This is a genomic window from Streptomyces sp. BL1 (assembly GCF_057628045.1).
The window spans coordinates 5,212,861-5,225,078 of record NZ_JBXYWZ010000002.1 but is presented as its reverse complement, the minus strand read 5'-3'; the positions used below and the strand labels follow the sequence as shown (position 1 = coordinate 5,225,078).

Below are 12,218 nucleotides of genomic sequence, written 5' to 3'. Positions count from 1 at the left end.
GGTTCCTCCGAACCCCGGACCGCCCCCGCAGAAAACCCTTAGGGGTCGGGCGTCAGCTCACGCCGGGACGATGTTCACCAGCTTCGGGGCGCGCACGATCACCTTGCGGATGCCCGCGCCGTCCAGCGCGGCGACGACGGCGGGGTCGGCCAGCGCCTGCTCCTCCAGCTCGGCGTCCGCGATGGCGGGCGAAACCTCCAGCCGGGCCTTGACCTTGCCCTTGATCTGCACGACGCAGGTGACGGTCTCGTCCACCACGTACGCCGGGTCGGCGGCCGGGAAGTCCTCGTGCACGACCGTCTCGGTGTGCCCCAGCTTCCGCCACAGTTCCTCGGCGACGTGCGGGGCCAGCGGCGCGATCAGCAGCAGCATCGGCTCGACCACCGAACGCGGCACCTCGCGCAGCTTGGTGACGTGGTTGTTCAGCTCGGTGATCTTGGCGATGGCGGTGTTGAAGCGCAGTGCCGCCATGTCCTGCCGGACGCCGTCGATCGCCTTGTGCAGGGCGCGCAGGGTGTCCTCGTCGGGCTCGGTGTCCACGACGGACACCTCGCCGGTCGTCTCGTCGACGACGTTCCGCCACACCCGCTGCAGCAGCCGGTACTGGCCGACGACCGCGCGCGTGTCCCACGGGCGGGAGACGTCCAGCGGGCCCATCGCCATCTCGTACAGGCGCAGGGTGTCCGCGCCGTACTCGGCGCAGATCTCGTCCGGAGTGACGGCGTTCTTCAGGGACTTGCCCATCTTGCCCAGCAGCCGGGAGACCTTCTCGCCCTGGTAGTAGTAAGCGCCGTCGCGCTCCTCCACCTCGGCCGCCGGAACGGCGATCCCGCGCGCGTCACGGTAGACGTACGCCTGGATCATGCCCTGGTTGTACAGCTTGTGGAACGGCTCGCACGAGGAGATGTGCCCCAGGTCGTACAGCACCTTGGACCAGAAGCGCGCGTACAGCAGGTGCAGCACGGCGTGTTCGGCGCCGCCGACGTACAGGTCGACACCGCCGCAGCGCTGCCCGTCGCGCGGGCCCATCCAGTACTGCTCGACCTCGGGGTCGACCAGCTTCTCGCTGTTGTGCGGGTCCAGGTAGCGCAGTTCGTACCAGCAGGAACCCGCCCAGTTGGGCATGGTGTTGGTCTCGCGGCGGAACCGCCGCGGGCCCTTGCCGTCGCCCAGGTCCAGCGTCACGTAGACCCAGTCCTCGTTGCGGGACAGCGGGGTCTCGGGCTGGGTGTCGGCGTCGTCCGCGTCGAAGGTGCGCGGCGAGTAGTCCTCGACCTCGGGCAGCTCCAGCGGCAGCATCGACTCGGGCAGCGAGTGCGCGATGCCGTCCTCGTCGTAGACGATCGGGAAGGGCTCGCCCCAGTAGCGCTGCCGGCTGAACAGCCAGTCGCGCAGCCGGAAGTTGACCGTCCCGGCGCCGATGCCGTGCTCCTCCAGCCACTGGCTGGTGCGCTCCTTGGCCTCGGCCACGCCCAGGCCGTCCAGTGTGATGTCGGCGTGCGTGGAGTTCACGATCTTCGCGTCGTACGAGACGAACGCGTCGTCCCACGCGGAGGGGTCCAGGCCGCGGTCGTCGCTCGGCTCGACGACACAGCGCATCGGCAGCTCGAAGGCGCGCGCGAAGGCGAAGTCGCGGTGGTCGTGCGCGGGCACGGCCATGATCGCGCCGGTGCCGTAGCCCATCAGCACGTAGTCGGCGATGAAGACCGGCACGGCCTCGCCGCTCACCGGGTTGGTGGCATAGGCGCCGGTGAAGACGCCCGTCTTGTCCTTGGCTTCGGCCTGCCGCTCGACGTCCGACTTGGCGGCGGCCTGCGCGCGGTACGCGGAGACGGCCTCGGCCGGAGTGGCGTACCCGCCGGTCCACACGTCGTGCGTGCCCTCCGGCCACTGCTGCGGCAGCACCGCGTCGACCAGGGGGTGTTCGGGCGCCAGCACCATGTAGGTGGCGCCGAACAGGGTGTCCTGGCGGGTGGTGAAGACCTCGACGGCGCGCTGCTTGCCGGCCTCGTCGGTGCCGTCGACGGGGAAGTCGATGCGGGCGCCCTCGCTGCGGCCGATCCAGTTGCGCTGCTGCAGCTTGATGGCGTCCGGCCAGTCCAGCGCGTCCAGGTCCTCGATCAGCCGGTCCGCGTACGCGGTGATCCGCATGTTCCACTGGCGCAGCTTGGCCTTGAACACGGGGAAGTTGCCGCGCTCGGAACGGCCCTCGGCGGTGACCTCCTCGTTGGCCAGCACGGTGCCCAGACCGGGGCACCAGTTGACCGGCGCGTCGGACGCGTACGCCAGGCGGTACTCGCCCAGCACCTCCGCGCGCCGTACGTCGTCCAGTTCGGCCCACGGGCCGAAGCCCTCCGGGGTGTCCCGCTCGCCGGCGTCGAACTGCTCGATCAGCTCACCGATCGGCCGGGCGCTGCGGGCCTCCGTGTCATACCAGGAGTTGAAGATCTGCAGGAAGATCCACTGGGTCCACTTGTAGTAGTCCGGGTCGATCGTCGCGAAGCTCCGCCGCTGGTCGTGGCCCAGACCCAGGCGCCGCAGCTGGGTTTTCATGCCGGCAATGTTGGCGTTGGTGGTCTCGCGCGGGTGCGCACCGGTCTGCACCGCGTACTGCTCGGCGGGCAGGCCGAACGCGTCGAAGCCCAGGGTGTGCAGGACGTTGTAGCCGCTCATCCGCTGGAAGCGGGCGAAGACGTCGGTGGCGATGTAGCCCAGCGGGTGGCCGACATGCAGACCTGCACCCGACGGGTACGGAAACATGTCCATGATGAACTGCTTGGGCTTGTCGACCTGTTCGGCGTCGCCCGCCAGATCACCCGTGCCCGGGTTCGGCGCCTCGTAGGTGCCGTGCTTGTCCCAGAAGTCCTGCCAGCGTGCCTCGATGTCGGCGGCCAGGGCCGCCGTGTAGCGATGCGGGGCCGCGGTCTCGGCGGCGGTCGTGGTCTGGCTCATCGTCCTCAAGGCTCCATCGGTCGTCTCTGCCGGGCGGGGAAATGAAAAATCCCCTCGCACAGGAGGGGACGCCGCGCCGATTCCCGGCTCCGGAGCTCACGTCGGGAGCCGGGGACTGATCAGCGCGGCCCGCTAAGCAGAAGGCGTACGGCACGCATGCGGTCAGAGTACCGCAACGCAAGGAGGCACCCGCACGCGGTCCGCGGAACGGGCGGAGACGACAATGAGCGGGCTGCCCGGTCGGGCGGCCCGCTCATCCTGAGGTGGAGCTACGGAGAATCGAACTCCGGACCTCTTGCATGCCATGCAAGCGCTCTACCAACTGAGCTATAGCCCCAGGTGCTGGTCCGCCGGGGTGTTCCCCGCGGCGGCTTCGCCAACATTACACGGCCACCACCTGCTTTCGCCAAATCGGTTTCCGGTTGCGGCCACTCCGCCGGGGTACTGTCGGCCACCGGTGCCCGTCACCACCGTGCCCGTCCGTACCCAGCCGTCACCGAAGCCCCGGGAGCCGTACGCCGTGAGCACGCTGCAGCAGGCCGCGGACAGCCGGTCCGTCACTGCCGTCAAGACCTACGTGCTGCGCCGCCCTGTGCTGATCGCCGGTCTTGCCTGCCTGCTGTCGTTCGGCGCGTTCTGGGCCGCGCAGCGCGCCGCCGGCGTCTCGATGATCGACCTGATGGTCTACCGCTCGGAGGGCTGGACAGTACGCAACGGGCAGGACCTGTACGCGATGCGGGCCACCCACGCGGAACTGCCGACGACGTACCCGCCGTTCGCCGCGCTGCTGTTCATGCCGCTCACCCTGTTCGGCGTGACGGCGATGCGCACCCTGGCAACGGTGGGGAACCTCGTGCTGCTGGTCGCCCTGCTGCACTTCTCCCTGCGGCTGGTCGGCCGCCCCGCACGACTGCCCCGCCCCGCGGTCACACTGCTGCTCGCCTCGCTGGCCGTCTGGTGCGAACCGGTGTGGACGACACTGCGGTACGGACAGATCAACCTGCTGCTCGCCGTGCTCGTCCTGTGGGACCTCTCCCGGCGGGAGGGACACCGGTGGGCCGGCGTGGGCATCGGCATCGCCGCGGGCATCAAGCTGACGCCCGCCCTGTTCGCCGTGTCCCTGGCGCTGTACGGACTGGTGCGCGGCGGGCTGCGGATGCGGCACACGGGCAGCACGGCGGACCTGTGGAACCCGCGGCTGCGCCAAGCGGCCGTCGCCACCCTGGCGTTCCTCGGCACGGTGCTCGTCTCGGCAGTGCTGCTGCCGCGCGACTCACGGGAGTTCTGGACGGACGCCGTCTTCCGCTCCGACCGGGTGGGGCACACGGTCATCACCGACAACCAGGCGCTCAGCGGGCTGGCGGCACGCCTGTTGCACACCCAGCAGCCGGGCGCCGTATGGCTGTTGGGAGTGGCGGCCGTCCTCGTGCTCGGGCTGGGCGCCGCCACGGCGGCAGGCCTCGCAGGGCCGCGCAGGCTGCCGAACGCGCCCGCCTGGTCGGCGCTCGCGTGCGCCGTGACCGCACTGCTGGTGAGCCCCATCTCTTGGTCCCACCACTGGGTTTGGTGCGTCCCCGTCGCCGTGCTGCTGGGCGCGGAAGCCGCACGACGGGGCACGGCAGGATGGCGGACGGTGACCGTGGCGACAGTTCTGCTGTTCTGCTCGTACGCGATCTGGTGGGTGCCGCACAGCCCGGGCGCCGCTTCACCGCCCGAACTGCACCAGAACGCGGGCCAGATGGCGCTGTCCGCGCTCTATCCGGCCGCCGGCGCGGCCTTCCTGCTGCTCGCCGCCACGGTGTCCGTACGGGCACTGCGGCGTCCCGCACCGTACGAACCGGGCCCCCTTCCGTCCGCGCGGCGGGGCAGAACTGTGGACCGGTCTGCGGGCAGGACTGTGGACCGGTACGCGAGCAGAACTGTGGGCCGGCCTGCGAACAGGACCGCGGGTCAGGCCGTCACGAAGGAGTAGAACCGCTTCAGGGTGCAGTGCTCGTCCAACAGCCGCCCGTAGATGGGCTCTCCGTCGAGTTCGCGGTAGGTCTCGATGGGGTCGCCTTTTATGATCAGGGCGAGGGCGCAGTCCGCGCACCAGTACTGGTAGGCGGAGTTGGGCGGCTCCATGTCACGGACGATCGGCGTCCCGCTGCCGCACCAGTCGCACTTCCGGCTGTGTGCACCCATCAGTCATCAGCTCCAGCTGTGGCCGCACGCCGTGCACACGTAGGAGATGCCTCCGTTGTCACCGAGCACCTGAGCGACGTTGGGCGAACCGCACGCCGGGCACTGCAGGGCACTCGGGAAGCCGGTCCGGTGCGGGCGTTGAGGGCATGCTGTCTGCCCACCGTCCTCCATGAGGACCCTCGCCGACATCGCACACGTCCCTCCCCTCGGGCTGCCCCCGTTCAGCCGTCACGATTCTGCCACGCCTCGGGCCGTCCCAGGAGTCCCGGTCGGCGATCTCGGCGAGAGCGAATGCAGCGGGCCCGCCCCTCGATGAGGGGCGGGCCCGGGCTGCTCGGACTGTGGAGCTACGGAGAATCGAACTCCGGACCTCTTGCATGCCATGCAAGCGCTCTACCAACTGAGCTATAGCCCCGTGCTCCCGGCGGCTGCGCGCCGTGAACGAGAAGAAGCTTAACCGGTGACCAGGCCGGATGGGAAATCCGGCCCCGAGGCCCCCGGCCGGCCCCGCCTCAGGTGTCGTCGCCGAGCACCGGCTCCGGCAGCGTACCGGCGTTGTGCTCCATCAGCCGCCAGCCGCGCACCCCTTCACCGAGCACGGACCAGCAGCAGTTGGACAGCCCGCCCAGCGCCTCCCAGCTGCCCGACGGCAGACCGAGCAGGCGCCCGATGGTCGTACGGATGGTGCCGCCGTGGCTGACGACGACCAGCGTGCCGCCCTCGGGCAGTTTGTCCGCGGTGCGCTCGACGACGGGGGCGGCGCGGTCGGCGACCTCCGACTCCAGTTCGCCACCGCCGCGGCGCACAGGTTCGCCGCGCTTCCACGCGGCGTACTGCTCACCGAACCGTCCGACGATCTCCTCGTGCGTGAGGCCCTGCCACTCGCCGGCGTACGTCTCGCGCAGCGCCTCGTCGTGCGTGACCTCCAGGCCGCTGAGCGCGGCCAGTTCGGCCGCGGTCGCCGCGGCGCGCTGCAGGTCGGAAGCGATGATCGCGTCGGGCTGGAGCGCGGCGAGCAGCCGTGCCGCGCGCTTGGCCTGGGACACGCCCGCCTCGGTCAGCGCGATGTCGGTGGTGCCCTGGAAGCGGCGCTCCAGATTCCACGCGGTCTGGCCGTGCCGCCACAGCACGACCCTGCGGTCGCGGTGCACAGGTCCGTCCATCAGTCCGCCCTGCGGCCGCCCTGCCGTGTTTCCCGTGCCAGAGCTCACCGGGCGCCTCCGGTCTCCTCCACGTCCGCCCCTGTCTCCTGCGCGTGCTCGGCGGCCTTGCCGCGGGTGGCCTTGGCCTCCTCGGGCAGATCCAGCTCGGGGCAGTCCTTCCACAGCCGCTCCAGCGCGTAGAAGACGCGCTCTTCGCTGTGCTGCACGTGCACCACGATGTCGATGAAGTCCAGCAGCACCCAGCGTCCGTCGCGCTCGCCCTCGCGGCGCACCGGCTTGGCACCCCGCTCCTTGAGCAGGCGCTCCTCGATCTCGTCGACGATGCCCTTGACCTGCCGGTCGTTGGGCGCCGAGGCGAGCAGGAAGGCATCGGTGATGGCGAGCACGTCACTGACGTCGTAGGCGACGATGTCGTGCGCGAGCTTGTCGGCCGCCGCCTGGGCGGCGGTGTTGATCAGCTCGATGGAACGGTCCGTGGCGGTCACAGGCAAGGCTTTCGGATCAATGACAACAGTGGTCTGAGTGACAACAGCGGTCATGCGTGCGGGTCAGCGGTGTACGTATCGGAGTCAAGGGTCTCACGCCTGTCAGGCCGCTCCGCCGGATCCGTGACACACCCCTCAGCCGCGGTAGTCCCGGCCCAGCAGCACCGACACGTCGGCGTTCTGCTCCGCCCTGCCCTTCCGCACCGCGCTGCCCGGCAGATCGAGGGTCTTGGCGACCTCCACGGCCTTCGCCTTCTGCGCCGCGTCGCCGTACGTCACCCGTGAGCTGCCGCCGGCCGCGCCGCCCTTCCCGCCGTCGACGACCGTGTAGCCGCCGTTGGTGAGCGCGGCGGAGGCCGTACTGCCGGCGCCGCTATGGCCGCTCGCGTCGGTCACCTTGACGCGCAGCGCGGAGCCCGGGTCGGAGTTCTTGACGGTGCCGCCGAGCACCTGCTTGACCAGGCCGTCGCTGGTGCTGCGGCTGAGGGTGCCGTTCGCCTGCACAGGCAGCAGCTCCGTGCCGTAGGAGCCGTTCTTCGCCCGCTCGGCGAGCTTCGCGAGGGAGGCGCCGAGCTGCGATTCGGAGAGCGAGGGGTCGGGGATCTGGCCCAGCGACTGCACGGTCCGCGTCGCGCCCTGCGGATCGCTGGACATCTTCCGCAGAGTCCCCTGCATGACCTTGCCGAACCGGGTGAGCTGCGCGGACTGCCGCTCGCCCGGCGCGCGGTACGTCGCGTAGGCCACCGCGGCCCGGCCGTCCAGGTCCTGCGCCCTGCCCTTCGGGACCTGCGCCGCCTCGCCCTTCTTCTCGCCGGGCACCGTGACGTCGGTGTCGACGGAGATGCCGCCGACGAGATCGACGAGGTTCTCCAGGAACGGGGTGTCCAGCCGCCAGGTGCCCTTGATGTCGGCGCCCAGCAGGGTGCCGAGCGCTTCCCGGGTCGGTGAAGCGCCCTCCCCCACAACGGACTTGGCGAGCGTCGTGGTGCCGGCGCCCTCGGGGCTGACGGCCATCGAGTTGGGCAGCAGGACGGTGTTGCCCTTCTTGGCGTCCGCGTTGTCGACGAGCAGCGCCGTGGAGCTCTCGTTGCTGCCGGTGGTGCGCAGATGGACGGCGATGACATCGCGCTGCTGTCCCGGCGAGGTGGCGCTGCCGCCGCTCTTCTGCCCGACGCCGGGAAGGTCGCCCGCGTACCAGAGGTAGCCCGCGCCGCCCGCGGCGACGAGGACGAGCACGACGACGAGTGCCGTGATGCGGTGGCGTCCGCGCCGTCTCGCCTCCTCGCGCCGCTCGGTGCGGCTCTCGGTGAACTTCAGCCAGTCGATGACGTCTTCGGACTGCTCCGTGGGCTCCTCGACGAAGGAGAACTGCTCGGTGCGGTACTCCTCGTCACCGCCCTGCCGCTGCCCCGGGACCGGACGGCTCTGCTGCGCGGCCTCCGGCTGCTGCCGGTGCTCCTCGCGGTACCGCTGGTCCGGCTGCGCCTCCTGCGGCTGCTGTGCGTACTGCTGTCCGCCGTACTGCTCCTGCGCGTACGGGTCCTGGACGGACTGCTGCTGCGCGTAGGGGTCCTGCGCGTACGGTGCCTGGACGGACTGCTGCTGCGGGATCCACTCCTGCTGCTGCACGTACGAAGTCCCGTACGGGTCAGGGGAGTTCCCGTAGGGGTCGGACTGCTGCCCGTACGGGGTCTGCGGCTGGTATCCCGGATAGCCGTGCGCCGGCTCCTGCCGGTAGATGGGCTGCCCGTACTCGTCGTAGCCGAGCATCTCCGGCTGCTGGGCCTGCGGTTGCTGCTGTCCGTACGGATCGTCTCCGTAGCGCCCGTTCACGCGTGCGGCCCCTCCTTCTGGTACAGCGCCCGCTTGCTGATGTACCGCACGACGCCGTCCGGAACGAGATACCAGACGGGGTCGGCCCGTTCCACCCGCTCGCGGCAGTCCGTGGAGGAGATGGCCAGCGCCGGCACCTCCACCAGCGAGACCCCGCCGTCGGGCAGACCCGGGTCGGCCAGAGCGTGACCCGGACGGGTGACCCCGATGAAGTGCGCGAGGGAGAACAGCTCTTCGGCGTCGCGCCAGCCGAGGATCTGGGCGAGCGCGTCCGCACCGGTGATGAAGAAGAGATCGGTGTCGGGGTTCGCGGCGCGCAGATCGCGCAGCGTGTCGATGGTGTACGTCTTGCCGCCGCGGTCGATGTCGATGCGGCTCACCGAGAACTGCGGGTTGGACGCGGTCGCGATGACCGTCATCAGATAGCGGTCCTCGGCGGGCGAGACATCCTGGTGGCTCTTCTGCCACGGCTGCCCGGTCGGCACGAACACCACCTCGTCGAGGTGGAACCGCGCGGCCACCTCACTCGCGGCGACCAAGTGGCCGTGGTGGACCGGATCGAAGGTCCCGCCCATCACCCCGAGGCGCCGTTTTCCGGTGCCGGGCACTATGTCCTCTCCCATGCGAGCCGACCCTAACCGCTACGCCGTCCGGCCGTGGCCGCGGCTCAGCGGTCCCGGTTGAACCGCGTGGTGATCCAGAGCAGCAGGAGCAGCGCGACGAACGCGCCGCCGCCGGTGAAGTACGGCGTGAGGTGGTGGCCGCCGGACTCCTCCGCGGAGGCCAGGGCCGTCAGGGCGTCGGGGGCGGAGCTCAGAAGAGTCATCGTCGGCAGGTCCTGTCCACATGTCGTCGGGCGGTCCGCACAGTCCGCTGTGCCGTGCGGCGCACTGCTGTGCAGGCACATCGTATGCGGCGGGCCCCTCGCGGCTCACGCCGACTCAGCCGTTCACCCGGCGTCACCCGCCGCACGGCGGGTTCTCCGGCCTCCTCCGCAGCTCCCCGGTGTCCGTGCCGACGAACCGTACGGGCCGGGCAGCACACGGAGTGTGCGTGTCAACTGCACCCCCTGTCACAGGAGTTCACCGAGCCGTCACAGGGCCGCGCGCTCCCCTGCCACTGTCGCCCGCTGCGTCTACGCTGGAGCTCCAGCCGACCGGCAAGGCCGACGAGGGGGATCTCCATGACGGACGACAGCAACGGCACAGGCGGCACGGAGGGCGCGGGCGGGGAGGACCGGCTGCCGGGCCGTGAGCGGCGCGCCTTCCCGGGCATCTCGTCCCGGACGTACGAGCATCCCGCCGACCGCTCCGCGCTGGTGGCCCTGCGCAAGCTGACCGGTTTCGACACGGTCTTCAAGGCACTGAGCGCTCTGCTCCCGGAGCGCAGCCTGCGGCTGCTCTTCCTCTCCGACTCGGTGCGGGTCTCGGACGAGCAGTTCCGGCACCTCAACTCCATGCTGCAGGACGCCTGCCGGATCCTGGACCTGGAGAAGGTCCCCCCGATGTACGTCAATCAGGACCCGCAGCCGAACGCGATGTGCATCGGCCTCGACGAGCCGATCATCGTGCTGACCACCGGGCTGGTGGAGCTGCTCGACGAGGAGGAGATGCGGGCGGTCGTCGGCCACGAGACCGGGCACGCCCTGTCGGGCCACTCCGTGTACCGCACGATCCTGCTGTTCCTCACCAATCTGGCGCTCAAGGTGGCGTGGATCCCGCTGGGCAACGTCGCGATCATGACGATCGTGACCGCGCTGCGCGAGTGGTTCCGCAAGTCCGAACTCTCCGCGGACCGCGCCGGACTGCTCGTCGGCCAGGATCTCCAGGCGTCGATGCGCGGCCTGATGAAGCTCGCCGGCGGCAACCACCTGCACGAGATGAACGTGAACGCGTTCCTCGCCCAGGCCGACGAGTACGAGCGGGGCGGCGACCTCCGCGACTCCGTACTGAAGATCATGAACGTGCTGCCGCGCACCCACCCCTTCACGACGGTCCGCGCCGCCGAGCTGCGGAAGTGGGCGACGAGCCGCGAATTCCAGCGGGTCATGGACGGTCACTACGAGAAGCGCGAGGACGACAGCAGCCAGTCCGTCGGGGACTCCTTCCGCAAGTCGGCCGACCACTACTCCGAGTCGATGCGCACCAGCAAGGACCCGCTGATGGGCCTGGTGCGGGACATCGCGGGCGGCGCGGGCGACCTCGGCGGCAGGCTGCGCGACACCTTCACCGGCAGGAGCGCGGGCTCCTCCGGCGGCCGGGACAGCGGCCGGGAAGGCGGCGAGGGCGAGAACGGCGAAGGCACGAACGGCAACGGTACGAACGGGAACGGCACCGGCCCGGAGGGCCCCCGCTAGGGGCGCGGGGAACTGCGCGGGCCTTACGCGGACCGCACCCGCCCCCACACGGCCTCAGGGCACACGAAGCGGCACACGCGAAGCGCTCAGTGCGACGGGTGGGCGGGGCTCGGCTGGGCGTTGGCCGCCAGCACGCCGCACATGGACTGCGTGGACCGGCTCCCCGCGTAGGGGTCGGTCCCCGCGGTCTGGTCGTCCTTTGCCCGCTGGCCCGCCAGCAGCGGCGCCATCGCGTCGGACGGGTCGGCCGAGCACGGCAGCGGGCCGGCCCGCATCGCGACCTGCTGCACGCTCATCTGCTGGTCGCGCAGATCCGACCGGTCGAAGCGGAAGTGCACCTCGCGCCGCACGTTGAAGAGCGACGCGCTGTCCGCCGCTTTCTTCCCCTTGCCCGCGTCGGCGGGCCGCAGCGCGTACACGAACACGTGGTCCGCCGTGACCTCCAGCGCGTCCGCGCCCGACTCCCGTACGGAGAGCGTGCCGTTGACCCGCACACGCGGGTCGGCGACGGCCGCCTTCGACGGGTCGAAGCGGACCATCCAGCCGGTCGCCGCGTGCCGCCCGTCGCTGCGCGGGTGGTCCACGCTCTGGTCGAACTGCTCGTGCTGCGCGGGGTCCAGCATGATGCGCACGCCCCGTACGGAGCCCCCGGTCAGCACGTTGGGGTCGAGCGAGCTCTCCACGACGTACTCCTTGGCGCTGGTGAGCGCGGCGAGCACCTGGCTCTCGGAGAAGTGCGGGGTGCGGCGCACCGGCGGCAGCGTCACACCGGCGGCCCCGGTGCGGAACTGCGCGGCGGGGCTGTGCTGGAACAGATCGCCGGGCTTGGCGCCGGGCACCGGCTCGCGCGGGGCGAGCGGCAGCATCGTGAGACGCATCGGCTCGGTGGGCGGCTCGGCCGGGGACTGGTACGGATTCCGGATCCCCATGTAGATGGCGGTGCCGAAAGCGAGAACTATCAGGAGAACCAGGACAATTCCCTGCTTTGATGCAGCTATGCCCGTTTTATCCGGATCGGGTTCGCCGGGCTGACGGGTGCGCACCGCAGCGTGCTGCTCGTCCTCCATGCGCTCCCGCGCCGAGTACTCCTGCAGCCGCGCGGCCTCGATGAAGGACTCGTCAAAGACGACGGAACGATACTCGTCCCGAAATTCGTCATCGCCTCCCGGAGTGCCGCCTTCAGGTGTGCCCTCGGGAGGATCTCCTCGCCCGGCCATAAGAACAGGGTAGGTCGGCGGGCCGGAT

General features: G+C 70.5%; 11 protein-coding genes and 2 tRNA genes. 2 read left to right on the top strand and 11 right to left on the bottom strand.

Annotation, left to right across the window (positions count from 1 at the left end; translation table 11 throughout):
* Positions 1-57: 57 nt before the first annotated feature.
* Positions 58-2,952, bottom strand: a complete 2,895-nt coding sequence (gene leuS, locus AC3AGO_RS22910; RefSeq protein ID WP_487822098.1) for a leucine--tRNA ligase — start codon at positions 2,950-2,952, stop codon at positions 58-60.
* 264 nt (positions 2,953-3,216) lie between these two features.
* A tRNA-Ala gene (locus tag AC3AGO_RS22905) sits at positions 3,217-3,289 on the bottom strand.
* A gap of 183 nt (positions 3,290-3,472) precedes the next feature.
* Here AC3AGO_RS22905 and AC3AGO_RS22900 point away from each other — a divergent pair.
* Positions 3,473-4,924: a glycosyltransferase 87 family protein gene (locus tag AC3AGO_RS22900; protein WP_487822097.1), complete on the top strand. Its 1,452-nt coding sequence runs from the start codon at positions 3,473-3,475 to the stop codon at positions 4,922-4,924.
* On the opposite strand, the gene AC3AGO_RS22895 is transcribed toward AC3AGO_RS22900, so the two are convergent.
* The 8 genes from AC3AGO_RS22895 to AC3AGO_RS22860 all read right to left on the bottom strand — a co-directional run bounded on the left by AC3AGO_RS22895 (position 4,903) and on the right by AC3AGO_RS22860 (position 9,443).
* The gene (locus tag AC3AGO_RS22895; protein ID WP_487822096.1) at positions 4,903-5,136 is read right to left on the bottom strand and encodes a hypothetical protein; all 234 of its coding nucleotides are present in this window, start codon (positions 5,134-5,136) and stop codon (positions 4,903-4,905) included. The two genes, AC3AGO_RS22900 and AC3AGO_RS22895, sit on opposite strands and share 22 nt — an antisense overlap.
* A 6-nt stretch (positions 5,137-5,142) precedes the next feature.
* Positions 5,143-5,325, bottom strand: coding sequence for a hypothetical protein (locus tag AC3AGO_RS22890; RefSeq protein WP_487822095.1), 183 nt, complete (start codon positions 5,323-5,325; stop codon positions 5,143-5,145).
* A 153-nt stretch (positions 5,326-5,478) separates the two neighbouring features.
* Positions 5,479-5,551, bottom strand: a tRNA-Ala gene (locus AC3AGO_RS22885).
* A 97-nt stretch (positions 5,552-5,648) separates the two neighbouring features.
* Positions 5,649-6,299 (bottom strand): histidine phosphatase family protein, encoded by a 651-nt coding sequence (locus tag AC3AGO_RS22880; protein WP_487822094.1) that lies wholly within the window; start codon positions 6,297-6,299, stop codon positions 5,649-5,651.
* A 44-nt stretch (positions 6,300-6,343) separates the two neighbouring features.
* Positions 6,344-6,784, bottom strand: a complete 441-nt coding sequence (gene rsfS / locus AC3AGO_RS22875; protein ID WP_487822093.1) for a ribosome silencing factor — start codon at positions 6,782-6,784, stop codon at positions 6,344-6,346.
* A gap of 135 nt (positions 6,785-6,919) precedes the next feature.
* Positions 6,920-8,617, bottom strand: a complete 1,698-nt coding sequence (locus tag AC3AGO_RS22870) for an LCP family protein (RefSeq protein ID WP_487822092.1) — start codon at positions 8,615-8,617, stop codon at positions 6,920-6,922.
* Complete coding sequence (gene nadD, locus AC3AGO_RS22865; RefSeq protein ID WP_487822091.1) at positions 8,614-9,240, bottom strand: nicotinate-nucleotide adenylyltransferase; 627 nt, start codon at positions 9,238-9,240, stop codon at positions 8,614-8,616. Before nadD ends, AC3AGO_RS22870 begins: the two co-directional genes overlap by 4 nt.
* A 44-nt stretch (positions 9,241-9,284) precedes the next feature.
* The gene (locus tag AC3AGO_RS22860; protein ID WP_487822090.1) at positions 9,285-9,443 is read right to left on the bottom strand and encodes a hypothetical protein; all 159 of its coding nucleotides are present in this window, start codon (positions 9,441-9,443) and stop codon (positions 9,285-9,287) included.
* Between the two features lie 357 nt (positions 9,444-9,800).
* Here AC3AGO_RS22860 and AC3AGO_RS22855 point away from each other — a divergent pair, with 357 nt between their 5' ends.
* Positions 9,801-10,973, top strand: a complete 1,173-nt coding sequence (locus AC3AGO_RS22855; RefSeq protein WP_487822089.1) for a M48 family metallopeptidase — start codon at positions 9,801-9,803, stop codon at positions 10,971-10,973.
* Positions 10,974-11,059: 86 nt separating this feature from the next.
* On the opposite strand, the gene AC3AGO_RS22850 is transcribed toward AC3AGO_RS22855, so the two are convergent.
* The gene (locus AC3AGO_RS22850; protein WP_487822088.1) at positions 11,060-12,190 is read right to left on the bottom strand and encodes an SCO2583 family membrane protein; all 1,131 of its coding nucleotides are present in this window, start codon (positions 12,188-12,190) and stop codon (positions 11,060-11,062) included.
* Positions 12,191-12,218 lie beyond the last annotated feature (28 nt).

Coding starts and splice junctions, on each gene's coding strand:
- leuS (WP_487822098.1), bottom strand. CDS start 2,952: ATGAGCCAGACCACGACCGCCGCCGAGACCGCGGCCCCGCATCGCTAC.
- AC3AGO_RS22895 (WP_487822096.1), bottom strand. CDS start 5,136: ATGGGTGCACACAGCCGGAAGTGCGACTGGTGCGGCAGCGGGACGCCG.
- AC3AGO_RS22890 (WP_487822095.1), bottom strand. CDS start 5,325: ATGTCGGCGAGGGTCCTCATGGAGGACGGTGGGCAGACAGCATGCCCT.
- AC3AGO_RS22880 (WP_487822094.1), bottom strand. CDS start 6,299: ATGGACGGACCTGTGCACCGCGACCGCAGGGTCGTGCTGTGGCGGCAC.
- nadD (WP_487822091.1), bottom strand. CDS start 9,240: ATGGGAGAGGACATAGTGCCCGGCACCGGAAAACGGCGCCTCGGGGTG.
- AC3AGO_RS22860 (WP_487822090.1), bottom strand. CDS start 9,443: ATGACTCTTCTGAGCTCCGCCCCCGACGCCCTGACGGCCCTGGCCTCC.
- AC3AGO_RS22855 (WP_487822089.1), top strand. CDS start 9,801: ATGACGGACGACAGCAACGGCACAGGCGGCACGGAGGGCGCGGGCGGG.
- AC3AGO_RS22850 (WP_487822088.1), bottom strand. CDS start 12,190: ATGGCCGGGCGAGGAGATCCTCCCGAGGGCACACCTGAAGGCGGCACT.